This is a genomic window from Mesorhizobium sp. B2-5-4, assembly GCF_006441095.1.
Taxonomy (GTDB): domain Bacteria; phylum Pseudomonadota; class Alphaproteobacteria; order Rhizobiales; family Rhizobiaceae; genus Mesorhizobium; species Mesorhizobium salmacidum.
Genome location: NZ_VFUR01000026.1, coordinates 23,933 through 47,698, shown reverse-complemented (window position 1 = coordinate 47,698; position 23,766 = coordinate 23,933). Strand labels below are relative to the sequence as shown.

The 23,766-nt window shown below is 63.0% G+C and carries 21 protein-coding genes and 1 pseudogene; 12 read left to right on the top strand and 10 right to left on the bottom strand.

The features are described 5' to 3' along the window. Positions 1–16: 16 nt before the first annotated feature. Positions 17–604, bottom strand: coding sequence for an XRE family transcriptional regulator (locus FJ492_RS25275; RefSeq protein WP_051442803.1), 588 nt, complete (start codon positions 602–604; stop codon positions 17–19). A gap of 180 nt (positions 605–784) precedes the next feature. Between FJ492_RS25275 and FJ492_RS25270 the strand changes: the two genes are divergently transcribed. Further along, on the top strand, positions 785–1,489 hold the full coding sequence (locus FJ492_RS25270; protein WP_181166753.1) for a nitroreductase: 705 nt from the start codon (positions 785–787) through the stop codon (positions 1,487–1,489). A gap of 21 nt (positions 1,490–1,510) precedes the next feature. On the opposite strand, the gene FJ492_RS25265 is transcribed toward FJ492_RS25270, so the two are convergent. The 5 genes from FJ492_RS25265 to FJ492_RS25245 form a co-directional block, all read right to left on the bottom strand. After that, positions 1,511–2,953 carry an MFS transporter gene (locus FJ492_RS25265; RefSeq protein WP_140772802.1) on the bottom strand — a complete coding sequence of 481 codons (1,443 nt, stop codon included), beginning with the start codon at positions 2,951–2,953 and terminating at the stop codon, positions 1,511–1,513. A 162-nt stretch (positions 2,954–3,115) separates the two neighbouring features. After that, positions 3,116–3,703, bottom strand: a complete 588-nt coding sequence (locus FJ492_RS25260; RefSeq protein ID WP_140502622.1) for a sarcosine oxidase subunit gamma — start codon at positions 3,701–3,703, stop codon at positions 3,116–3,118. Then, positions 3,696–6,689, bottom strand: coding sequence for a sarcosine oxidase subunit alpha (locus tag FJ492_RS25255; protein WP_140772800.1), 2,994 nt, complete (start codon positions 6,687–6,689; stop codon positions 3,696–3,698). Before FJ492_RS25255 ends, FJ492_RS25260 begins: the two co-directional genes overlap by 8 nt. Further along, positions 6,686–6,982, bottom strand: a complete 297-nt coding sequence (locus tag FJ492_RS25250) for a sarcosine oxidase subunit delta (protein ID WP_140772798.1) — start codon at positions 6,980–6,982, stop codon at positions 6,686–6,688. Before FJ492_RS25250 ends, FJ492_RS25255 begins: the two co-directional genes overlap by 4 nt. A gap of 9 nt (positions 6,983–6,991) precedes the next feature. Beyond that, the gene (locus tag FJ492_RS25245; protein WP_140772796.1) at positions 6,992–8,251 is read right to left on the bottom strand and encodes a sarcosine oxidase subunit beta; all 1,260 of its coding nucleotides are present in this window, start codon (positions 8,249–8,251) and stop codon (positions 6,992–6,994) included. A gap of 196 nt (positions 8,252–8,447) precedes the next feature. On the opposite strand from FJ492_RS25245, the gene FJ492_RS25240 reads away from it, so the two are divergent. From FJ492_RS25240 to FJ492_RS25205, 8 genes and pseudogenes are all read left to right on the top strand, one after another. After that, a complete protein-coding gene (locus tag FJ492_RS25240; RefSeq protein ID WP_140772794.1) occupies positions 8,448–10,937 on the top strand; it encodes a mechanosensitive ion channel family protein in 2,490 nt (829 codons plus the stop codon). Positions 10,938–11,084: 147 nt separating this feature from the next. Beyond that, positions 11,085–11,348, top strand: coding sequence for a hypothetical protein (locus FJ492_RS25235; protein WP_027145877.1), 264 nt, complete (start codon positions 11,085–11,087; stop codon positions 11,346–11,348). Between the two features lie 104 nt (positions 11,349–11,452). Then, a pseudogene (locus tag FJ492_RS29600) lies at positions 11,453–11,610 on the top strand (FkbM family methyltransferase); the annotation flags it as partial. Between the two features lie 152 nt (positions 11,611–11,762). After that, complete coding sequence (locus FJ492_RS25225; protein WP_140772792.1) at positions 11,763–14,324, top strand: FAD-dependent oxidoreductase; 2,562 nt, start codon at positions 11,763–11,765, stop codon at positions 14,322–14,324. A 90-nt stretch (positions 14,325–14,414) separates the two neighbouring features. Then, on the top strand, positions 14,415–15,263 hold the full coding sequence (locus tag FJ492_RS25220; protein WP_140772790.1) for a DUF1194 domain-containing protein: 849 nt from the start codon (positions 14,415–14,417) through the stop codon (positions 15,261–15,263). Positions 15,264–15,376: 113 nt separating this feature from the next. Next, the gene (locus FJ492_RS25215) at positions 15,377–16,327 is read left to right on the top strand and encodes an ABC transporter substrate-binding protein (RefSeq protein ID WP_140772788.1); all 951 of its coding nucleotides are present in this window, start codon (positions 15,377–15,379) and stop codon (positions 16,325–16,327) included. A 68-nt stretch (positions 16,328–16,395) separates the two neighbouring features. Continuing rightward, positions 16,396–17,169: an ABC transporter permease gene (locus tag FJ492_RS25210; RefSeq protein WP_140502780.1), complete on the top strand. Its 774-nt coding sequence runs from the start codon at positions 16,396–16,398 to the stop codon at positions 17,167–17,169. Next, positions 17,166–17,951, top strand: coding sequence for an ABC transporter ATP-binding protein (locus FJ492_RS25205; protein WP_140772786.1), 786 nt, complete (start codon positions 17,166–17,168; stop codon positions 17,949–17,951). The genes FJ492_RS25210 and FJ492_RS25205 overlap by 4 nt, the downstream gene beginning before the upstream one ends. Positions 17,952–17,984: 33 nt before the next feature. On the opposite strand, the gene FJ492_RS25200 is transcribed toward FJ492_RS25205, so the two are convergent. Further along, positions 17,985–18,998, bottom strand: coding sequence for a GlxA family transcriptional regulator (locus FJ492_RS25200; protein WP_348625742.1), 1,014 nt, complete (start codon positions 18,996–18,998; stop codon positions 17,985–17,987). Between the two features lie 255 nt (positions 18,999–19,253). Here FJ492_RS25200 and FJ492_RS28905 point away from each other — a divergent pair, with 255 nt between their 5' ends. Further along, positions 19,254–19,667 (top strand): hypothetical protein, encoded by a 414-nt coding sequence (locus FJ492_RS28905; RefSeq protein ID WP_181166752.1) that lies wholly within the window; start codon positions 19,254–19,256, stop codon positions 19,665–19,667. Positions 19,668–19,747: 80 nt separating this feature from the next. Here FJ492_RS28905 and FJ492_RS25190 read toward each other — a convergent pair whose 3' ends face one another. Continuing rightward, entirely contained in the window at positions 19,748–19,933 is a 186-nt protein-coding gene (locus FJ492_RS25190; protein WP_027145885.1) for a hypothetical protein, read from the bottom strand. Between the two features lie 218 nt (positions 19,934–20,151). Here FJ492_RS25190 and FJ492_RS25185 point away from each other — a divergent pair, with 218 nt between their 5' ends. Beyond that, the gene (locus FJ492_RS25185) at positions 20,152–21,051 is read left to right on the top strand and encodes a LysR substrate-binding domain-containing protein (RefSeq protein WP_015317416.1); all 900 of its coding nucleotides are present in this window, start codon (positions 20,152–20,154) and stop codon (positions 21,049–21,051) included. On the opposite strand, the gene FJ492_RS25180 is transcribed toward FJ492_RS25185, so the two are convergent. Then, positions 21,052–22,005 carry an alpha/beta hydrolase gene (locus FJ492_RS25180; RefSeq protein WP_140718102.1) on the bottom strand — a complete coding sequence of 318 codons (954 nt, stop codon included), beginning with the start codon at positions 22,003–22,005 and terminating at the stop codon, positions 21,052–21,054. 216 nt (positions 22,006–22,221) lie between these two features. Then, positions 22,222–22,407: a hypothetical protein gene (locus FJ492_RS28900; RefSeq protein ID WP_181166751.1), complete on the bottom strand. Its 186-nt coding sequence runs from the start codon at positions 22,405–22,407 to the stop codon at positions 22,222–22,224. Between the two features lie 295 nt (positions 22,408–22,702). Between FJ492_RS28900 and FJ492_RS25170 the strand changes: the two genes are divergently transcribed. Then, complete coding sequence (locus FJ492_RS25170) at positions 22,703–23,764, top strand: acyltransferase (RefSeq protein WP_246676119.1); 1,062 nt, start codon at positions 22,703–22,705, stop codon at positions 23,762–23,764. The last annotated feature ends 2 nt before the right edge of the window (positions 23,765–23,766 follow it).

Below are 23,766 nucleotides of genomic sequence, written 5' to 3'. Positions count from 1 at the left end.
TTGGGGCGACATGCACTCAATAGACTGGTGGCGAAACCACCCAGATGACGACCGCCGGCTCGCTACCCGGATTGCGCCAGCGGTAAGGCTTGCCTTCGAAGCGGAAGGAGTCGCCTTCGCCAAGCCGGTGCCAGACCCCGGCTATTTCGATGTCGAACTGCCCGGACGCGATGTATCCGGCCTCCTCGGTCGGCCGGCGGGCCTCGCTCTTCAACTCCGCGCCCGGCGCGAAGACCGACCGCACCATCTCGAAGCTACCACCGAGGTCCGGTGACAGAAGCTCCTCCACCAGGCCGGATTCGCTGGTGCCAAGCGTGCGACGCTTGCCGGCGCGCACTACCACGCCGCGCTCGCTTTCCACGGGCACGTCATGGCTGAAGAACAGGCTGATCGGCACGCCGAACAACTCGGCGAAGGCCCTGAGGTCACTGAGCGATGGCGTCGACAGGCCGCGCTCGACCTGGCTGACCCAGCCGACCGACCGGCCGAGTTTCAGCGCGATCTCGGCCAGCGTCAGCCCGCGCACCCGGCGCAAGGCCCTGATATCGCCGGCCAGGACTCGTTCGTCAGCTCCCTGTAATGTTCGTGCGGTAGGCGAGGCCAAATCGCTCACTTCATGAAAAATTGCAGTCGAATTTCATGAGAAATGAAGCTCATGAAAAAATCAAGTAGATTTTCACCAATGTTCAAGATTTGCTTGCAGGATTTTGACGGTTCATGCAAAGGCTCCGCCGCGAGCGGCGAGTGGGGACGTCCGATCGACACAATGGCTAAGGGACGGCCCATGCTGGAAAAGAAGGCTCGAATCGCGGTTGATGCCGAGATCGTCGACGATGCGATCATGTCGCGCCGTTCGGTGCGCGCATTTCTGCCCGACATGGTCGACGACGAGACGATCCGAGACATACTGACTGTTGCTGCGCGGGCTCCCTCCGGCACCAACATGCAGCCGTGGCGGGTCTATGTCACCAAGGGCGGGACCAAGCAACGGATCACGGATGCCATCATGAATTCCGGCATCCGCGCGGAAAAAGCCGACTGGGACGAATACCGCTATTATCCCACCCAGTTCTTCGAGCCTTATCTCACCCGCCGCCGTGCCAACGGGTTCGGCCTCTACGGCGCGCTCGGCATCGGCCGCCGGGAAGTCGACAAGATGCGCGCCCAGCACGACCGCAACTTCGTCTTCTTCGACGCGCCGGTCGGCATGATCTTCACCATCGACCGCCGGCTCAACCAGGGTTCGTGGATCGATTACGGCATGTTCCTGCAGAACATCATGGTCGCGGCGCGCGGCAGGGGGCTGCATAGCTGTCCGCAAGCGGCCTTCGCGCCCTATCACCGGCAGATCCGGCCGGTGCTCGACATTCCCGACGAGGAGATCGTCGTCTGCGGCATGGCGCTCGGCTATGAAGACACGTCCAAGCCCGAGAACGCCTTCCGCACCGACCGTGAGCCGCTCGAGCAATGGGTGACGTTCAGCGAATAGGTTTCGTCCGGCGCAGCTCCGCTATTCCGTATTCATGTGTGCGCCGTGGCCGCTGACATGGGCGCCGTCCTGCGGCGTCAGCTTGAGATAGGCGAGCAGCGCGCAGAGCGTGATGATGCCCTCGATCACGAACAGGATCCGGAAATCGCTGGCGGCGGCCGGCCCGCCGCCAGCGAGAAACGACAGCATCGCAGCCGCCAGGCCGACGCTGATCGCGACCGCCAGCTGCCAGAGAATATAGTAGAGCGCGCTGAAGCGGGCGAGTTGTTCGGGCGCGATGTCGGAATAGGCGAGGTTGCCGGTCGAAGCCCATTGCACCGAGCGAAAGACGCCAAAGACGAAGATGTAGGTGAGCGTGATCCAGACCGGAGTCGTTGCTTGCATCAAGGCGAAGCCCGCGACCATGGCGGCAACAACGGGTGTGTTGAAGACCAGCACGCGGCGAAAACCGAAACGGTTGAGGACGCGTGGCATGAAGACACGCATACCCACCGAACCGACCGCCGCCACGAAGGTCAGCGATCCCGCCTGCACCGCGCTCATGCCGAAGCCGAGCTGGAACATCAGCGGCAGCAGGAAGACGACGGAGCTGAGACCGATCGTGTCGAGCCCGCCGCCAGTAAGGAAGGAGATGCGGAAGGTGCGGATGCGCAGGAGCTTGAGATCGAGCAGGGGATTGCGCACACGCAGGCAGTAGAAGGAGGCGGCCGTCAGGATGATGAGCGCCAGCGCAAGCTCGGCGGCGATCATGCTGCCGGCGGCGTCTTTCGCCGCCAGCGAGTCCATGCCGAAGACCAGCAGGACCATGCCGCCGCCGACCAGCACAAAGCCTGGAAAATCGAACCGCGTGCGCACCGGCTTGGGCATTGTCGGAAACAATGAGGCGGCAAGAATAGCCGCCGCGAGCGCGAACGGCACGTTGATGAAGAAGATCCAGCGCCAGGAGATGTAGGTGGTCAATGCGCCGCCGACGAGCGGACCGACCAGCGGCCCGGACTGCCCGGCCAGTGAGATATACATGTTGATCTTCAAGGTCCGGCTGCGCGGGAAGGTCGACAGGATCACTACCTGGCCGAGCGTGCCCATCAGAGCGCCACCGAAGCCCTGCAGCGCGCGGGCGCCGACCAGCATCCAGATGTCGTTCGACAGCCCGCACAGGGCCGATGAAGCGGCAAACACCAGCAGGGCAAAGCAATAGACATTGCGCAGGCCGAAACGGTCGGCGGCCCAGCCGCCGAGCGGCATCGAGATGATCAGGCTGGCGACGTAGACGGTGATCAGCAGGCCGAGCTGGCTTGGCGGACGGCCAAGGCTTTCGCTGATGCCCGGCAGCGCCGTCACCACGACATTCTGGTCGAGGCTGGTCATGAACACGCCGCAGGCAACGGTCAGCGGCAGCAGGAGCAAGGCTCTGGCCGACACATCGGCGCGATCGGTGGCGCCGGCGGATAGTTCAGCGGTCATGGGGATGTTCGAACCAAATATGCCGACTCTGAGATGGGATTTTCATCCCCTTGGACCGGTTGAACGGGCCACGTTTCCATCATGGGCGCCCGCGGCGCAATTCTCTAGCGGCAGAACCAGCCGGCATTGAGGCCAGAGGCAGCCGCTCTAAGGCCACACCGCTTACTGTGCCTCGTAGCCGACCTCCTCGCTGGCGTGGCAGAGCGCCTTCCAGAACGAGCGGGCGAAGGAGCGGAAGACATAGATGTCGAACTGGTCGGTGCCGGTGCGCTGGATCTGGGCGAAGACATCGTGATGCGTTGTCGAGCGGCCGGCGCCGACCGGAAAGGCGGGCAGGGCGAAGTCGATGGCGAAGAATTTCGACAGCACCCATTCGGCTTTCGGCCCGGCGATGCGGATGGCGGTGCGGCCATGCGACAGGTCCGTCACCGTGCCGATGGCCGGCGTCACCGACTTGGCGAAGGCCGCGGCCAGTCCTTCGGCCTCATCGGTTACCGTGAATTTTCCCGGTGCGAAGCCGAACACCGATTTCACGCCGTCGCTCAAGCCGCCGCCAGCGCCGTCGGGCAGCGCAAGCCCGGTGACGCCGCGGATGGCCGCGATCAGTTTCTTCTCTTCGCCCGGCCATGCTGCGAGTTGCACGATCGAGCCCGGCCGGGTTTCGGTGAGCAGTATCTCGACGCCATGTTCGAAATTCCCATGCGAGCCGACATGGAACTCCGGCTCGAGGGGCGATTGACGCTCAGCCATGCATGCGGGTCCCTTCCGGATCGTAGAAGTGGTTGGAGACGATCTCCACGGGGCCGAAGCGGTTGCGCAAGGGATCGGAGACATGGGCGCGCGTGCCGTGCCTGGCCTTGCCGCCCTTGACCAGCGCCAGCGCGATATGCTTGCCGAGCGCCGGCGAATAGCAGCAGGCGGTGATGTGCCCGACCGAGCCGTGCGGATTGGCTTCGTCGACCTCCTCGACAATGTGCGCGCCGCCATTGAGCGGCCGGTTGTCGAGCGAGACCAGGCCGACCAGTTCCAGCCGCTCGGACGCAACGAGACCTTCGCGGTCCATCATCGCCGAGCCGATGAAGGGCTTCTTCTTCGACAGCATCCAGTCGAGATGCAGGTCGCGCGCCGTGGTGCGGCCGTCGATCTCGGCGCCGGTGACATGGCCCTTCTCGATGCGCATCGTGCCCAGCGCCTCCAGCCCGTAGGTGACCAGCCCGAACGGCTTGCCGGCTTCGATCAACGCTTCCCAGACATGGGTGCCGTGGCCGGCGCCGCAATAGACCTCGAACGCCATTTCACCGGAGAAGGACAGCCGGCAAATCATCACCGGCACAGCTGAAATCTCGCCGTGCACGATGCCCATGAAGGGCAGCGTCGCATTGTCGACAGCCGTGCCGGTGACACAGGCGGCCAGAATCTGCCTCGCTTTCGGCCCGCCGATCGCGGCTCCTGCCCATTCGTCGGTCACGGAGGTGACGTGGACCTTGAGTTCCGGCCAGATCACGTCGAGGAAATATTCCAAATGCTGCATCACCTTGCCGGCATTGGCCGTGGTGGTGGTCATCAGGAAATCCTGTTCGCCGAGCCGCCAGGTGGTGCCGTCGTCGAAAGCGAAACCATCCTCTCGCAGCATCAAACCGTAGCGCGCCTTGCCAACGGCGAGGGTCGAGAACATGTTGGTGTAGACACGGTCGAGGAACGTGGCGGCGTCGGGGCCCTGCACGGCGATCTTGCCCAGCGTCGAGACATCGACGATGCCCGCACTTTCGCGCGTCGCCTTGGCTTCGCGCACGTAGGCCTGTTCGATGGTTTCGCCTGAAAGCCCGTAGATCATCGGCCGGTACCAGAGGCCGGCCGAATACATGGTCGCGCCATTGGCGACATGCCAGTCATGCATCGGCGTCAGCCGTTCGGGCTTGAGGTCGCCGAAGCGCTCGGCTGCCAGCGAGCCGATCGACACCGGTGCGAAGGGTGGCCGGAAGCGCGTCGTGCCGACTTCCGGGATTGGCTTGCCGAGCGCTTCCGCCATGATGGCAAGACCGGGGACGTTGGAGCTCTTGCCCTGGTCGGTGGCCATGCCGAGCGTGGTGTAGCGCTTCAGGTGCTCGACAGAGACGAAGCCTTCGCGATGCGCCAGGCGGACATCCTCCGCCGTGACGTCGTGCTGGAAGTCGACAAAGCTCTTGCCGCTGCCCTTGATTTCGAACACGGGCGCGGGATCTGGATCTCCAGGGGTTGCCTCGACAGCGGGCAATGCTACAGGCGCGGCGGTTCCGCCAGCCGCGGCAGTGCCTGCGGCGCGCCCTTCGGCGATCGCCTCGACCGTCGAAAAGCTGCCGGTGAAGGCGCCCGCGCCGATCCAATTTTGCGTCGGCTTGGGCGGCAGGAAGGCCTGCCGGGCGGCGTTCCATTCCGCCTTGGCGCCGGCCTGGCTGGCCAGATGGATAGTCGGCGACCAGCCGCCCGACATCAGCAGGCAATCGGCATGGACGCTGCGCGCATCGCCGCTCAGCGCACCGGCGACCATGTCGAAACGCTGGACCTTGAGGCCGGACAACGACTTGCCGCCTTCCGTGGCGACCACCGCATGACCGGAAAGCAATTCCGCCTCGGCTTCGCCGGCCAGGGCGCTCATCTCGGCGGACGGTTGCGGGCGCACGTCGACGATGGCAACGATCGCCGCACCTGCCTGCTTCAGCGCCAGCGCCGACCGGTAGGCGCTGTCATTGTTGGTGAACACCACGACGCGCTGCCCCGGCAGCACGCCCAATTCGTTGGCGTAGCGCTCCGCCGCATGCGCCAGCATCACGCCGGGCCGGTCATTGCCGGGAAACACCAGCGGCCTCTCGAAGGCGCCGGTAGCCAGCACGACGGATCCCGCGCGGATCGCCCAGTAGCGATGGCGCGGCTCACCCTTGGCGGGCTGTGCCTTGTGGTCGCTGACCCGCTCGAGCGCGGCAAGCGTGTTGTTGTCGTAGTAGCCCCAGACCGTGGTGCGCGGCAGAAGCCGGACGTTGTCGCGCGCCTCGAGCTGAGCGACGGTGCGGTGCACCCAATCAGCCGCGGGTGCGCCATCGATGGTTTCGCCGGACCAGTTGGCCGAACCGCCGAAACGCGGCTCGAGATCGGTCAACATGACGCGGGCGCCTTGGTCCGCGGCGGCCTTGGCGGCCATCAGGCCGGCTGGGCCGGAGCCGACCACAAGCACGTCGCAAAAGGCGTTCATGCGCTCGTAGCGGGCCGGGTCCTTTGCCGATCCGGCGCTGCCGAGGCCGGCGGCGCGGCGGATGAAATGCTCGCAGAACATCCAGAAGCGCGTGCCTTTCAGCGGGCCGATAACCGGCCCCATGAAGGTCTTGTAGTAGAAGCCGGCCGACAGCAGTTTGCCACCGAGCTGGTTGACGGCATGGATGTCCCAGGTGAGCGAGGGGAAACGGTTCTGGCTGACGGCAATCAGCCCGTCATGGATCTCGACCATGGTCGCCGGGATGTTGGGTTCCCGCACCTCGCCCTTCAGCACCGTTACCAGCGCGTTGGGCTCCTCGACGCCTGCGCTCAGCAGGCCGCGCGGGCGATGGTATTTGAAAGAACGCCCGAAAAGGGTGACGCCATTGGCCAGCAGCGCGGACGCCAGCGTGTCGCCGCCATGCCCGGTATAGGCAACGCCGTCGAACGTGAAGCGGATCGTCTTCAACCGGTCTATGCGGCCGCCGGTGACGGTGCGGCGCGGGCTCATGGCTTGTCCTCCGCCTTGCGGCGCGCGGCCGAGCTGTGATCGCCGCGCACGAAGGCGACACTGGAAATCTCATGCGTCAGCGTGTTGCGCACGACCCTCAGGTGAGCCCGGCAGCCGCCGGAATGCTGCCAGACCTCGTTGTGGTCGCCGGCCGGGTTCAGCCGGTCGTAGACGTAGGTGTTCCAGGCCTCGAAATTCTGCGAGGCAGGGTCGGGACGTTCGCGGTTGCCGTCACCCTGATAGGTGAACTCGATGACGTCGCGCGGGCCGCAATAGGGGCAAGTGATCAGCACTGAATGTTCCTAATGAAGCCGCGGGTTCGCGCCCTGGCCCTTGTCGTCGATCACCAGGCCGCGATGAAATCGGTCCAGCGTGAAAGGGGCGTTGAAATCGTGCGGCTGGTCCTTGGCGATTGTCCAGGCAAAGCACCACCCGGAAGCGGGCGTCGCCTTGAAGCCGCCATAGCACCAGCCGCAATTGAGATACATGCCGGGCAGGGGCCCGATGGTGATGATCGGCGAACCGTCCATCGACATGTCGCAGACGCCGCCCCAGGAGCGCAGCATGCGCACACGCGCTAGGCCCGGGAAAAGCGCCAGCATCTCGCTCATCACCTCGTCGACGATGGGCAGGTTGCCGCGCTGGGCGTAGCTGTTGTAGCCGTCGATGTCGCCGCCATAGACAAGGCCGCCCTTGTCGGACTGCGACATGTAGAAATGGCCCATGCCGAACGTCACGACCGTGTCGATGAAGGGTTTCAGCGATTCGGTGACGAAGGCCTGCAGCACATGGCTCTCGATCGGCATTGTCTCGACGCCGGCCAGTTGCATGACGCGGCCGGTGCTGCCGGCCACCGCGACCGCTACCTTCTTGGCCCTGACATCGCCGCGCGATGTGGTAACGCCGGTGATGCGGTCGCCGTCGCGCAGGAAGCCGGTGACCTCGCAATTCTCGACGATGTCGACGCCGCGCCGGTCGGCGCCGCGTGCATAGCCCCAGGCGACCGCATCGTGCCGGGCGGTGCCGGCGCGCCGCTGCATCAGGCCGCCAACCACCGGAAAGCGTACATCATTGGAGATATCGAGCGCCGGGATCAAGCGCTTGATCGCGGCTGGCGTCATCAGTTCCGCATCGACGCCGAGATGGCGCATGGCGTTGCCGCGTCTTGCGTAGTCGTCGAACTGAGCCGGCGTGTGCGCCAGGTTCAGGCAGCCGCGCTGCGAGAACATAACGTTGTAATTGAGTTCGTGCGACAGGTTCTCCCACAGCTTCATCGAATGTTCGTAGAAGCGGGTATTGGCGGGCAGGAGATAGTTCGAGCGAACGGCCGTCGTGTTGCGGCCGACATTGCCGGAGCCCAGCCAGCCTTTCTCCAGCACCGCGACATTGGTGATGCCATGTTCCTTGGCTAGATAGTAGGCGGTCGCCAGGCCGTGACCGCCGCCGCCGATGATGATGACGTCGTAGGATGCCTTCGGATCCGGCTTGCGCCAGGCCGGCTTCCAGTCCTTGTTTCCCTTGAACGCGTTCGCGAGCAGCGAAAGGGCTGAGTACTCTGCCATGTGTAAGGTGTCCGTTGCGGCGATGCGGCAGACTATAGAGCAGGGGGCTGATAGAAAGCCAATATTGCGCCATCGCCTTTCGACTGGCCGACGCTTGATGAGTGCGATCGTCGCGATGACTTGCCCCATGATATGGCCGTCTTTATCAAGGACAGGCTTTTGAATGCCTTTGCCGCCCGCGAGTCGCCGATCCATCATGTTTTTTCGATTGCTTCGCCTCATTCTGGTCCTGGCGCTTGTCGTTGCTGCGCCGCTGTCGTTCGAGGCGGCGGCGCAAGGCGTTGGCCAGGCGCCCGCCGGACTGGTCGCCGACCAGCAAAAGATCATCCAGGGCCTGACGACCAAGGCCGACAATTTCGAGAAGCAGACACAGCAGGATGGCGAGGACGACAGCAACCTCGTCGATATCCGCCTGCAGCTCGAGGAATTGTCGCGGCAATCGCTGACCAGCGCGCTGGCGTTCCGCACGCGCCTGGGCGAAATCAACAGCCGGCTCGAACAGCTCGGGCCGCCGCCTGCCGCGGGCCGACCGGCGGAGCCCGACATCGTCAGCGGCGAGCGCCAGGCGCTGACGTCCGAAAAGGCGGAGATCAACGCGGTCATCGCACAAGCTCAGACCTTGTCGATCCGCATCAGCGGGCTGATCGACAAGATCGGCAACATGCGCAGCGCGCTGTTCCGGAATCTGTTGACCAAGCGCTACGTACTCTCGGACGCCTTGAGCCCGCAGGTGTTTTCCGATGCGCGCGACGAGTTCGGCAATTTCTACAAGGCGGTGTCGTCCTGGCTGAGCTTCGCCATCAAGTTCAAGTTCCAGGCCATCCTGGCGGCAACCTTCGTGGCGCTCGGCCTTGCGCTGGTGCTGCTGGTCGGCGGGCGGCGCCTGTTCGGGCGGGTGTTCGAGGCCGACTCCAGCAATGAGGACCCGTCCTATCTCAGCCGTCTTTCGGTGGCGTTCTGGTCGACCTTGCTGCCGACGGTGGCGGTTGCCGCCTTTCTCGGCTCGACGATCTTCTTCTTCAACTATTATAATGTTTTGCGCGGCGATATCGGGCTCTTCCTGAATGCGCTGGCGGCCGTCATCGGCGTGGTGTTTTGCGTCAATCGGCTGACCAACGCTGCGCTTGAGCCGCGCCTACCGAACTGGCGGCTCATTCCCGTCGAAACCGGCCCGGCGCGCTGGCTGGTGCGGCTAGCGACAGCCATGGCCGTGGTCATCGGCGCCAACTATTTCCTGTCGATCGTCAACGACAAGATGGGCTCGCCGCTGTCGCTGACCATCGCCCGCAGTTTCGGAGCCGCCATAACCGTCGGCGTCATCCTGATGCTGATGGCGATGCTGAGGCCGTTCAGGGCGCGTGACGGAAGCTGGCGACCATGGCCGGCATGGCTGCGCTATACATCGCTCGCCCTTGGCCTGTTCACCATCGTCGCGGCGTTGCTCGGTTATATCGGCCTTGCGCTGTTCGTCTCACAACAGGTCGTGGTCACCGGCACGGCGCTGATAACAGCCTATATCGGCTTCCTGTCGGCGCAGGCGATCGGCGAGGAGGACGCTTTCGCCAACACGTCGGTCGGGCGCTGGCTGTCGGCCAATTCCAGCTACGAGGACACCGCGCTTGACCAGCTCGGCCTTGTCGTCAGCATCGCCATCAACGTGATGATCGTGCTGGTGTTCCTGCCGCTGATCCTTTTGATGTGGGGCTTCCAGCCTGGCGATATCGAAGCGTGGGCGTACAAGCTCGCAACCGGGATCAATATCGGTTCGGTGACGATTTCGGTCACCGGCATCCTGTCGGGCATCGTCGTCTTCGTCATCGGCTATTTCCTGACGCGCTGGTTCCAGGGCTGGCTCGACGGCTCGGTCATGGCGCGTGGCAAGGTCGATACAGGGGTGCGCAACTCGATCCGGCTGGCGGTCGGCTATGCCGGCGTTGCTCTTGCGGCGCTGGTTGGTATTTCGGCGGCCGGCATCGATCTCTCCAGCCTGGCACTGGTCGCCGGCGCTCTCTCCCTCGGTATCGGCTTTGGCCTGCAGAATGTGGTGTCCAATTTCGTCTCCGGCCTGATCCTCTTGGCCGAGCGGCCGTTCAAGGTCGGCGACTGGATCGTGGCCGGCGACGTCAGCGGCACGGTCAAGAAGATCAGCGTGCGCGCCACCGAGATCGAGACTTTCCAGCGGCAGTCGGTGATCCTGCCCAATTCGAACCTGATCAACAATGCCGTCGGCAACTGGACGCACCGCAACAAGCTGGGCCGCATCGACATCAAGGTCGGCGTCGCCTATGGCAGCGACGTCAAGCATGTCCACGCCGTCCTGCTGGAGATCGCGCGCAGCCATCCGCTGGTGCTGAAGAACCCCGAGCCGTTCGTGCTGTTTTCCAATTTCGGACCCGCCGCGCTCGAATTCGAGATTCGTCTGTTCCTGGCCGATGTGATGAACGGCAACATCGTGCAGAACGACGTCCGCTTCACCGTGCTGGAGAAATTCGACGATCAGCACATCGAAATCCCTTCAACGCCTCGCGCGGTCGTCGAGGCCAAGAAGCACGTGGCATGGCCGACCGATGACGACAAGATCGAGGCCGATTTCGCCGAACAGCAAGAGGCTAAGGCGCAAGCCGAGGCCGAAGCGAAGCGTCAGGCCAAATCAAGCCGCAAGACACGCAAGCCCGATCCGGATTAGATTTGAGGCGTTGCACGTCGCCAAGACCAATTGCGGCATGAATGCGGCATTCAGTTGCGGTTCAGCTTCCATCTCATATAAGCTCCATGCAAAGGCGAAAATGCCTTGTGAAATGCAACAGAGGCGGTGGGAACACCGATATTGCAAATGTGGAAGTCTCTCGTCGCCGCCGTGGCTTTGCTCGCCGTGAGCGGCTCCGCCCATGCCGCAAGCGCGGTCAACAAGGACGCCGAGACGCGCACGCTGGTCGTGACCGAGGGCGGCAGCAAGACCGAGCTTGCGCTGGCCGGCGGCGAAACCGTCGAGTTCTGCCAGAACGGTTGCTTCGTCACCTTGCCCAATGGCGACCTCGAAGCCCTGACCGGTTCGGAAACCGTCGAGATTTCCGGCGGTGTCGCCCGCATCAAGTAATCTCGGTGGCATGATTGGAAAGGCCGGGCGTTTGCTCGGCCTTTTATCATTTCCGGTAGCTGTCTAACAATGACGCTGAAAATCCCCCCGCGTCAGCCGTTTGCATCGTGTTCGAGCAGCTCGACCTCAAGCGCTATCGTCCCGGCATGATCAAGGTCGAGGTCGGCGCGCCGCCCTGTAGATAGGCCAGGTCGTGGTCAAGCTGAAAACGGCGGGCTACCAGCTTGGCTTCCTGGCCCAGGACGTGTGGGCGTTTGCCTGATGGGTAGCTGTTTTCCCTGATTTGGGAAGGGTCGCGCCGCATCTTTGGCGTGTCGCAAACAGGCGGTAGCGCCGTGCCCGTCGCCTGCATATTGTGCGCCGATCAAGCGGGCGCCGACGCCGCCCGCAACAGCATTTCTGGAGTCGCGGGCAATGGCAGAGTTTCCGAAAAAGGCGAAGGTCGTCATCATTGGCCTTGGCGGCATTGTCGGCGCATCGATCGCCCATCATCTGATCGAACGCGGCTGGGACGACATTGTCGGCATCGACAAGTCGGGCATCCCGACCGATATCGGCTCGACCGCGCATGCGTCGGACTTCTGTTACACCACCAGCCATGATTTTCTGTCCTGCTGGACGACGCTCTATTCCATCGATTTCTACGAGAAGATGGGCCACTACGCGCGCGTCGGCGGCCTTGAGGTCGCCCGTGTGGGCGACGACGGCCGCATGGACGAGATCAAGCGCAAGATCGCTTCGGCCAAGGCTTTCGGCACGCGCGCCCGTTTGATCGAGCCCGCCGAGATCAAGGAAAAATTCCCGCTGATCGAACAGGACCTGGTGCAGGGCGGCCTGTGGGATCCGGACGCCGGTCTCGTCATTCCGCGCTCGCAGACCGTTGCCGGCAAGCTGGTCGACCAGGCCGAAGCGTCCGGCAAGCTCAAATCCTTCGCCAACACGCCGGCGAAGTCGCTTGTCGTCAAGGATGGCCGCATCAGTTCCGTGGTGACGGACCGCGGCACGATCGAGGCCGACTACGTCATCGTCTGCGCCGGCATCTGGGGCCGGCTGATCGCCGAGATGGTCGGCGAGGACCTGCCTGTCATGCCGATCGACCATCCGCTGACCTTCTTTGGCCCGTACACCGAGTTCGCCGGCACCGGCAAGGAGATCGGCTGGCCGCTGCTGCGCGACCAGGGCAACTCGGCCTATATGCGTGACACTGGCGATCCCAAGACCGCCGAGGGCGGCCAGATCGAATGGGGCTATTACGAAGAGACCAATCCGCGCCTCTGCCACCCGCGCGACCTGCTGGAGAAGGATCAGGCGCGGCTGTCGCCGTCGCAGCGCGATCTCGACATGGAGCAGATCCTGGCGCCGCTCGAACGCGCCATGGAACTGACGCCGATCCTGGGTGAACTCGGCTATAACGAAAGCCATTCGTTCAATGGCCTGCTGCAGGTGACGGCCGATGGCGGCCCATCCATGGGCGAAAGCCAGAAGGTGAGGGGGCTTTGGTATGCCGTCGCCATCTGGGTCAAGGACGGCCCGGGCATGGGCAAGCTGATCGCCGATTGGATGACCGACGGCCGCACCGAGATCGACCACCACGCGATCGACTATGCGCGCTTCTATCCGCACCAGACCAAGGAACAGTTCATCTGGGATCGCTGCACCGAGACGGCGATGAAGGTCTACAATCCGGCGGTGCATCCGCGCGAACCCTTCTCCAAGGCCCGCAACGTCAGGCGTTCGCCGTTCTGGGAGCGCGAGAAGGAACTCGGCGGCTATTTCATGGAACTCGGCGGCTGGGAGCGCGCCCACGGCTACGCCGCCAACGAGCATCTGCTTGAAAAGTATGGAAACCGGGTGCCGGTGCGCGAGAACGAATGGGACAACCGCCATTTCTGGCGCGTCTCCAACGCCGAGCATCTGGCGATGAGCGAGGATTGCGGCATCGTCAACCTCTCGCATTTCTCCATGTATGATATCGAAGGACCCGACCATGTCGCGCTGCTGGAATGGCTGTGCGCGGCCAAGATCGGCGGCGACAACAACATCGGCAAGGGCATCTACACCCACTTCCTCGACGAGGAAGGCATGGTGCGCGCCGACTTCACCGTGATCCGCATGGCCGACCGCTGCCGGCTGATCGACGGCGCCGACGCGGGGCCGCGCGACTTCCAGTACATGCGCCGCACGGCTCAGGACAAAGGTTTTGATGTCACGATCACCGATGTGACCGAGAAGTACGTCACCATCGGCATCTGGGGGCCGAACGCGCGGGCGACCTTGCAAAAGGTGGTCGAGAACCCGGATGGGCTTTCGCCGGAGAATTTTCCATTCGCGGCGATCAAGCCGGTCAGGATCGGCGGCAAGGACGTCACCGCGTTCCGCATCTCCTATGTCGGCGAGCAGGGCTGGGAACTGCATATGCGCTACGAGGACGGTCTGGCCGTCTGGGACGCGCTGCGCTCGACAGGCGTCATGCCATTCGGCGTCGAGACCTACGCCAATACGCGCCGCATGGAGAAGAGCCTGCGGCTGCAGAATGCCGACCTTTTGACCGAGTATAATCTGCTCGAGGCCGATCTTGCCCGACCGAAGGTCAAGGAGAACGATTTCTGCGGCAAGGCGAAGCATGTGGAGTATCGCGAACGGGCGCACCAGCCCGCCATGCTGTGCACGCTGGTGATGACCGAGAATACGGACTCCAAGGGTGTTGCCCGTTATCCCGTCGGCATCATGCCGGTGATGGACCCCGAGAGCGGGGATACACTGGTCGACGAACTCGGCCGCCGCTCCTTCACAACATCGGTCGCCTATGGCCCGACCATCGGCAAGAACATCGCGCTCGCCTATCTGCCCTGGGCCTATGCCCAGGAGGGCCGCAAGCTCACGGTCGAGTATTTCGGCGAGACTTATCCGGTCGAAGTCGCCAGCGTTGGCTACAAGCCGCTTTACGACCCGGAGAATCTCAAGCCGCGGAGCTGATCGCCCCCGGCCGGGCTCGCTATTGGATCAGCGCGGCCACGGCCGGGCTTTTCTCTTTTTCGGTGGGCGATTCTGGCTTAACCTTGCGCAATGTCTGGTTTGCACTGCGCGAGACATCTGCTTTCGGCCACTGCCGCACTGGCGCTGACGCTCTGGCTGGCGCCGAGATCCCACGCCGACGAGCCGGTCGATGTCGAGCTGGTGCTGGCGGTGGACGTTTCGCTGTCGATGTCGGCGGAGGAGCTGGAGATCCAGCGCCATGGCTACGCGGCGGCGCTGACGCATGACAATGTGCTGCAGGCGATCGCCGATGGCGCCTATGGCAAGATCGCCGTCACTTATGTCGAATGGGCCGGCACCGGCTGGCAACACGTCATCGTGCCGTGGACGGTGATCGCAAGCCGCGCCGACGCCGAGCGGGTGGTGGCGCAAATGTCGGCCCAGCCGCCCAACAGCGCACGGCGCACCTCGATCTCCGGTGCATTGGAGTTCGGCAGCGACCTTTTCGCCGAAAGCGGCTACCAGGGAACCAAGCGCGTCATCGACATTTCGGGCGACGGGCCGAACAACCAGGGCGCGCCGGTCAATCTCGTCCGCGACGGGGTGGTCAGCCAAGGCATCGTCATCAACGGCCTGCCGCTGATGACCCGGGGCGGCTTTTCTGGCGTCTATGACGTGAACGATCTCGACCGCTACTACAGCGACTGCGTCATCGGCGGCGCCGGTGCCTTCATGATCCCGGTCAATGACTGGACACAATTTCCCGAAGCCATCCGCCGCAAGCTTGTGCTTGAGCTTGCCGGTCCGGCGTCACCCTATTGGGTGGCGGAGGAGGCGGACTATCCGCCAGTGGAGCTGGCGCAGGACAAGCCCGCCGCCGACTGCCAGGTCGGCGAGAAAATGTGGCGCAACCGCAACTGGATGCCCGATAGCAGGTAGAGCAATTCCAGACCGGGTTGCGGCTGCTTTGTGCGCAAACACGTTCCTGTTGATTGACAAGCCCATCGGCCTCTGTGAACAATTTCCCCCAGAAAAACAAAAGGGGAACTGACATGAACAGGATAACCGTCTTTGCCGCGACATTGACGCTTGCCGCGGGGTTGACCGCGCCGGCGATGGCCGCCACGTCACTCACCATCGGCATCAGCGGCTGGACCGGATTCGCGCCGCTGACACTCGCCAAGCAGGCAGGGCTGTTCGAGAAGCATGGCCTCTACGTGACCTTGAAGAAGGTGCCGCAGGCCAGCCGGCCGCTCGCCATCGCCAGCGGCGACCTGCAATGCGCCGCCACCACGGTCGAGACCTGGCTGGTCTGGAACGCCAGCGGGGTGACCACCAAGCAAATCTTCCAGCTCGACAAATCCTATGGCGCCGACGGCATCGTCGTGCGCAACGACATCAAGACCGTCGCCGACCTCAAGGGCAAGAATGTAGCGTCCTCCGCGCCGGGAACGTCGCCCTATTTCATGCTGGCCTGGGTGCTGAACAAGAACGGCATGTCGACCAAGGACGTGACGGTCGTCAATCTCGAGCCTGACGCGGCGGCGCAAGCCTTCCTCGCCGGCCAGAATGACGCGGCCGTCACCTACGAGCCCTTCATCTCGGCCGTGCGCGACAAGGCCGACCAGGGTCATATCCTGGCGACCACGCTCGACTATCCGATGGTTCTCGACACGGTCGGCTGCACGCCCGAATTCCTCAAGGCCAATCCCGACGCCGCCAAGGCGCTTGCCGACAGCTATTTCGATGCCCTCGACATGATCAAGAAGGATCCGCAGAAATCCTACGAGATCATGGGCGCCGACGTGAAACAGTCGGCCAAGGAATTCGAGGATTCGGCGAAGTACCTGAAATGGGCCGACAAGGCCGCGAACAAGCAGTTCTTCACCAAGGAATTCCAGGACTTTTCCAAGACCGCCGGCGACCTGCTGCTGCAGATGGGGCTGATCAAGGAGGCGCCCGACGTCGCCACGCTGGCCGACACCAGCGCCGTGGCGAATTGACGGTTCAACCCTTGGATACCGTGCGGCGGCGCAGTGCGCCGCCACTTTCCCGCTGACAAAGGATGAAGATGCGCCCCTTGCATCCTGTCTCACCGAGCCTGCGAACAGTGCTCGGTATCTCCTTCTTCGTGCTGTTCGTGGCCTTCTGGGCCTGGATCACACTTGGCGGCCACGTCAACCGCATCTTCCTCGCCGACCCGCTGTCGATGCTGCGGGACGGCTGGCGGCTGCTGGTCGAGGACCGTTTCTGGCTCGACATACTGATCACCATCTGGCGGGTCTTCGGCGGTTTTGTGCTGGCCTCGGTCGTCGCCGTGCCGCTCGGCATCGCCATGGGCGCCTGGAAACCGGTGGAAGCATTTCTGGAACCCTTCGTCTCCTTCGCCCGCTACCTGCCGGCCTCGGCTTTCATTCCGCTGCTCATCCTGTGGGCCGGCATTGGCGAGCTGGAAAAGCTGCTCGTCATCTTCGTCGGCTCGGTGTTCCAGGTCATCCTGATCATTGCGGTCAAGGTCGGTTCCACACGGCGCGACCTGGTCGAGGCCGCCTATACGCTGGGCTCGACCAACAATGGCATCGTCAGGCGGGTGATCATGCCGGCCAACGCGCCCGAGATCGCCGAGACGCTGCGGCTGGTGCTCGGCTGGGCCTGGACCTATGTCATCGTTGCCGAACTGATCGGCTCGTCGTCGGGCATCGGCTATATGATCATCAACAGCCAGTCACGGCTGGCGACCGGGCAGATCATCTTCGGCATCATCGTCATCGGCCTGATCGGGCTGTTGTCCGATTTCGCTTTCAAGGCGTTCAACCGCTGGCTCTTTCCATGGAGCCTGGCGTGAGCAAGCTTCTCATCGAGGGCGTTGCGCGCACCTTTGCCGGCGTGCGCGGCGGAGAGCCGGTCAGGGCGCTGATGCCGGTGGATCTCGCGGTCGCGGCAAATGATTTCATCACCATACTGGGGCCGTCCGGTTGCGGAAAGTCGACGCTGTTGAGGATCGTCGCCGGCCTGGAAGCGCCAAGCGAAGGTCGCGTTCTGCTCGACGGCAAGGCGGTGACGAGACCCGGGCCGGACCGCGGCATGGTCTTCCAGTCCTACACGCTTTTCCCATGGCTGACGGTCGCCGAAAACATCGCTTTCGGCCTGCGCGAACGCGGCATGGTCGAGGAGGAGAGGGAAGGGATCGTTGCCTCCTATGTCGATCTCGTCGGGCTGAAGGGGTTCGAGAATCATTGGCCGAAGCAGCTTTCCGGCGGCATGCAGCAGCGCACGGCGATAGCGCGGGCACTGGCCAACGATCCGGAAATCCTGCTGCTGGACGAGCCGTTCGGAGCCCTCGACAACCAGACGCGCGGGCTGATGCAGGAATTGCTGCTCGGCATATGGGAACGGCGCAAGAAAACGGTGCTGTTCGTCACCCACGACATCGAGGAGGCGATCTTCATGGCCTCGCGGGTCATCGTGATGACGGCGCGGCCCGGCCGCATCAAGTCGGATGTCGCCATCGACCTGCCGCATCCGCGCCACTACACGCTGAAGACCAGTCCGGAATTCTCGGCGTTGAAGGCACGGCTGACCGAGGACATCCGCGTCGAGGCGATGCGGACCGCAGAGGTGCACTAACCGTTCACGGCTCGGTCGTCTGCGGTTTTGGGGTCAAGCCGCCAGCAACTGCTTGCGGTCTACGCGCTCCTGCTGCGGCGAGCGGGCGTAGAGCTCGCGGTAGCATTTCGAGAAATGCGAGGCCGAAACGAAGCCGCAGGCGACCGCCACCTCGACCACCGGGAGCGACGACTGGATCAAGAGATGCCGGGCGCGGTCGAGGCGGATTTCGAGATAGTAGCGGGCTGGGGAGCGGCCCATCTCGGTGCGGAACAGGCGCTCGATCTGGCGGCGCGACAGGTCGACATGGTCGGCGATCTCGATCAGCGACAGCGGCTCGGACAGATTGGCCTCCATCAGTTCGATGATGGTCAGCACTTTCGAGTTCTGCACGCCAAGGCGGGCGCGCAGCGGCAGGCGCTGGCGGTCGGTGGGGCTGCGCACACGGTCGGTCAGCACCTGCTCGCACACGCGGTTGACGAGGTTCTCGTCGAAATCGTCGCCGATCAGCTTCAGCATCATGTCGAGCGCGGCGGTGCCGCCGGCGCAGGTGTAGATGTTCTGGTCGATCTCGAACAGGTCGGCAAAGACATTGGCCTTCGGGAAGGCCTCGGAAAAGCCCGGCAGGTTTTCCCAATGGATGGCGCAGCGCTTGTTCGACAACAGCCCGGCGGCGGCCAGGATATGCGCACCGGTGCACAGACCGCCGACGGCGACGCCGCGGTTATATTCCTCGCGCAGCCAGGCAAAAGCCGACTTGTTCTGATAGCGCTCGACATTGGTGCCGCTGCAGACGATGGCCATGTTCGGGCGGTCCGGCCCGGCCATCTTCTTGCGTTCCTCCTCCAGCGAGGTGTTGACCGCACACTCCACGCCGTTGGAGGCGCGCACCGGCTTGCCGTCAATGCTGGCAAGGCGCCAGCGATAGGCCTCGTAGCCGAGCATCCGATTGGCGGAGCGCAACGGGTCCAGCGCGGTCGCAAAAGCGATCATGGTGAAATCGGGAACAAGGAAGAACACAAACGACCGCTTGATCGGATGCTTGACGGCGTTCACGGGGAACCTCATCTGGCCATGACGCGAACAGGATGTCGCGAATAGCATAGCGTCATCAGGAAAAACCATTCCTGTCAATCGGCTAGGCGGCTTTGGCAAGATTAAATTTGCGACATGGGTCGCAAATGGGCAATCGCAGCGCGGTGCTGCTCAAACCAGGCCACCGTCAGGTTGTGAAAAGGTGATGGAAGCGCAACAGATAAACGCCGCCTCGGCGGAACCGAAGCGGCGGCTGTCAACTCTGAAGCCGTGGCAGGGAGCGCGGCTGTGGAGGTATCAGGCGACGAAGCCGAGACGCGCCGCAGCCATGGCCCCGGTCTGGCCAGGCATGGTGTTGGCGAGGCGCTGACGCTCGAGAGCGGTGGTCAGGTTCATTTCGCGGCGGGCGAAGAGGCGGGCAAAAAGCTTCATGATCATCTCCAATCGGTTGCTCAGACGGGTCGCCTTCGCTTGATGGAGTGGGGCAGCTCGTTTGCTGACGGGGATATAGGCTTGTGTAAGCACAAACTGAATCGCAAAAGCGAAGCGCTTGATATGAAAAGCGACACCGACCGCAACAGATTTGGGCAGGTTGCAGGTGTTGTGCCCAATATTTACGAATATTTACAGTTGGTTGGCTTCAAAACCGAGCTGCTATGCGGCTTGCTCATATGCGCCATGCAGCGGCAGCATGGCTGCTGAATTCGTTTGAATACAAATAAAATAGAGAAGGCCTGCCGGGCGGGTTGCGCGGCAGGCCTTCAGCACGGGGTACACACGATCTACTTTGCTCCAGCCCAGGATCCGACGCCATTGCGAATGCCGGTCTTGGTGTCGGAAGCTTCCGGCCAGCCGATATCCTTCTGCAACTCGATCGGCAGGGAACGGATGGCGCGTTCGGTCTGGTAGCGGGCGCGGGCGGCGTTGAATTCGGTCGCGATGCGGCCGAGGGACGACAGGATAGACATTTCGATCTCCTTTGCTGCGGCGCGGGAGGCGCCGGCAATGCACTACGTCAGGTCTGTTTCAGCTTCATTACATGTCGAATGCAGGTCTGCGTCGTGGTCGTTTCGTGCCGCTTTTGGCGGCATGCTGCTTCGATGGAGTTGACTATGCTCCTGATCTGATGTTCAATCAAACGAAATGGAATGATGCTTTGTATCAGAAAAATTGAAGGCAGATCGTCATGAACGCCCCACTCAATCACCCGCTGCCGCTGCTCGACCTCGACGTTTTGCGCACCTTCGTGGCGATTGCCGAGACCGGCAGCTTCACCACCGCGGCCAATGCGGTGTTCCGGACCCCGTCGGCCGTCTCCATGCAGATCAAGAAGCTGGAGGATATTCTCGGCCGCTCGGTGTTCGCGCGCGACGCGCGTTCGGTGACGCTGACCACGGACGGCGAAATGCTGCTCGGCTATGCCCGGCGGCTTCTGTCGATCAACCGCGAGGTGGTGTCGAAGTTCATCATCCCCGATATTGTCGGGGTGGTGCGGCTCGGCTCACCTGACGACTATGGCGAGCGCGTGTTGCCGCATGTGTTGAAGCGTTTCGCGCAGTCGCATCCCTCGATTGCCGTCGACGTCACCATCGACCAGAGCAGCAATCTGCGCCGGCGCATGGACGACCGCGCGCTCGACATCACGCTGTTGACGAACTCCTATAAGACCAGCGCGCTTGGCGCCGAGGTGCTTTTGACCGAGCCCATCGTGTGGGCCGGCGCCAAGGGCGGCTGCGCGCATCTACGCGAACCGCTGCCGGTCTCATTGTGGGAAGAAGGCTGTGCCTGGCGGGCCGGTGCGCTCGAGGCATTAGGCCGCGAGGGCCGCAACTATCGCGTCGCTTACATGAGCGCCCATACCGCAGGCCAGCGAGCCGCGATCATGGCAGACCTTGCGGTCGCGCCGCTGCCGCGATCGTTCCTCGGCAACGACATGGTCGAACTCTGCCCAAAGGACGGCATGCCCGATATCGGCACTTACAATCTTGCCATGGTGGTGGCGCCGGACGCCAGTGCGCCGGTCAAGGCCGTCGCCGACCACATCCGCGCGACTTTCGAAGTATTTAGGGAAACCGGCAAGTTCTGATCATCCGGGATAGTCGGACCGAAGGCGCTGCTCCGCCGCCTCTGCGGAGGCGGCGATCGGCGAAGGGCTCTGGCTCAGGAAAGCAACGATGTGTTGGCGCGCGCGCCGCGCTTCCGGCATGTCAATCAGCGGCCAGACGTGGAACATGCCTTCCTCGTAAACCAACTCCACCTCGACACCGGCGGTGCGGGCTTTTTGTGCAAAGATCAGATTGTCGGGCGTGAGAAGATCGCGGGAGCCCGTCAGGAGCAATGTCTTCGGCAGCACCGACAGATCGCCATAGACCGGGCTGATGCGCCAGTCGGTCGGATCCATACCGGCACTATAGAGCCGGATCGCCTCCCGCCCACCGGCAATGCCCAACCATGGATCGTTCCGCTCCGCCTCGAATACTTCGGGGTTTGCGAGCGAGACGTCGAGGCCGGGTGAAATCAGCACATGGCGCGAGGGCAGGGGCAGGCCCGCTTCCGCGGCCATCATGGTCAGCACCACGGCCATGTTGCCGCCGGCGGAATCGCCCATGAAGATGATGTCTTCCGCCTCTGTCTCCTCGAGCATCCGGCGATAGACAGCGCCGACCATGCCGAACATTGCGTGGAAGTTGTGCTCGGGCGCGATTGGATAGATCGGCACGGTGATGCCGTAGCCCAGCCGGTCGGCCATGTCGGCGATCAGATACCAGTGATAAGGCGTGATCTCAAAGACATAGGCGCCGCCATGCAGGTAGAGTATCTGCTTGTGTTCTCCGGCCCTGGGCGCGATTTCGTAGACCGGAAACCCGTCAACGCTGCGCGTCTGGATATCGTAACGCTGCTGCAGCAAGGCCGGCGGACGGTGATCCTCGGTCTTGCGCGCGGCCGCTATCCAGCGCTGCAGGTTTTCCGGGCTGGAAAAGGCCTGCTTGCGGCTGTGCCTGAGCACGAAGGACACGACGTGGCTTTTCAAACTTGGCATGCGGATACACGGACTTCGGCGGCAGCCGACTAAGAGAATTCCCCTTCATTCTTGAAGATCGTGCCCTGGCCAAAGATGTCAAGATCAGCGCCTTGTCCACACGCTGGTGTGATCAGTGGCGCGGCAGAAGTGCCGCGCGCAGCCGGTTGCGGGCCGTCGGGGACGTACGAGGTCCCCGACGAAGGCCGAGCAATTTGCATTTGTCGGTGAAGGTCATCAGCGCGTCGTACCCAGAAGCAGCGAGGCGAGCGTGGCCTGCGGATCGTTCGGCGGCGATGCCGGCCACCCGATGTCCTTCCGGACATGCGCCGGCAAGCTGTTCAGCGCGCGGATCGCCTTATTCCTGGCATGAGCTTGCCTGACGGTCACACCGAAGCGGCCGAGACTTTCGAACATCGACATTTTCATCTCCCTTGAAGAACGGCAGTGGCCAAGGACTTCTCGGCCGCCGTTCGATGCGGGGTAAATGCGCCTGCCATGTATCGGATGGATTTCGCGGAAATAGCGCGTTCGTTTCCAGATCGGCCTAATCTGGAAACATTGCATACAAATGAGTTTTCGAGGCGCCGAAGTCGTTTTCAGGTCCCGGTAAATTGGACGTCCTCGGGCGGTGGTGCGCTGCGACTCGAATAGAAAATAGTTGACAAGTCGCCCCGCAACTGCCTGTAATTGTGCAGCGCAGCAGCAGAAGTGTGCGTTGCAGCACAACGCGGAAACCATGACTGGGGTCATCGTGCCGAGTATCCACAGCATTCAGTATCTGCGGGCGCTAGCTGCGAGTGCTGTGGTCTGCTTCCACGTCAGCGAGCAGTTCGACGGCCCGTTCTCGGTCGGTGCTGCCGGGGTCGACGTCTTCTTTGTGATCAGCGGTTTCATCATGTGGGTGACGACGGCGAGCCGCCCGGCGGATCCAGTGGGCTTCATCGGCCGCCGGATCACCCGCATCGTGCCGCTCTATTGGATCGTCACCTTCATGACTGCCGCAGCCATGCTGATCAAGCCACAGTTTTTTTACGATCAGTTGCTCAGCCCGCTGAGTCTCGGCCGCTCGCTGTTCTTCTTGCCGCTTCTGCAAGACGGCGCATTGCATCCCGTCGTCCTCCAGGGTTGGACGCTGAGCTACGAGATGATGTTCTATCTCGTTTTCGCCTTGACTCTTTTTCTGGGCGAACGATGGCGTCTGGGCGTGCTCGTCGGCAGTCTCACCATCATCGTCGCGCTGTATTTTGTCTTGCCCGACGGATATGCGCGTTCCTTCACCAGCCCAATCGTGCTCGAATTCGCTGCCGGCGTCATTCTCGCACGCCTGTGGCTCCAGGACGTTAGGCTCTCGTTTGGGCTGGCCCTGACGCTGCTTAGTGGTGGGTTTCTTCTGCTCGCCGTCATCCCGTTGGTCGACGCCGATATGCCGCGCGTATTGCGCTGGGGCATCCCGGCCATGCTGATCGTGGCGGGTGCGGTCTTTGCCGAACGCGCTCGGCCGTTCAGGCCTGTGGCCTTGTTCAGTTTCCTCGGCGAAGCCTCCTATTCGATCTATCTTTGGCACGCCCTGGTCGCCGTCGCGGTGACGGGCATCACCTTGCGGCTCGGCGTGCTGCCGGCATTGCAGCCGGCGCTGATCGTCGTTCTCAGCCTGGTGTTCTCGGCGATGCTTTATCCGGTCGTTGAAAAGCCGCTCATCCGGGCGCTGCACCCCTCACGCCCCAAAGGCGTCAAGCGCGGAAAAGAGACCCCGCTTACCCAGGCTGCAGACACATGAAT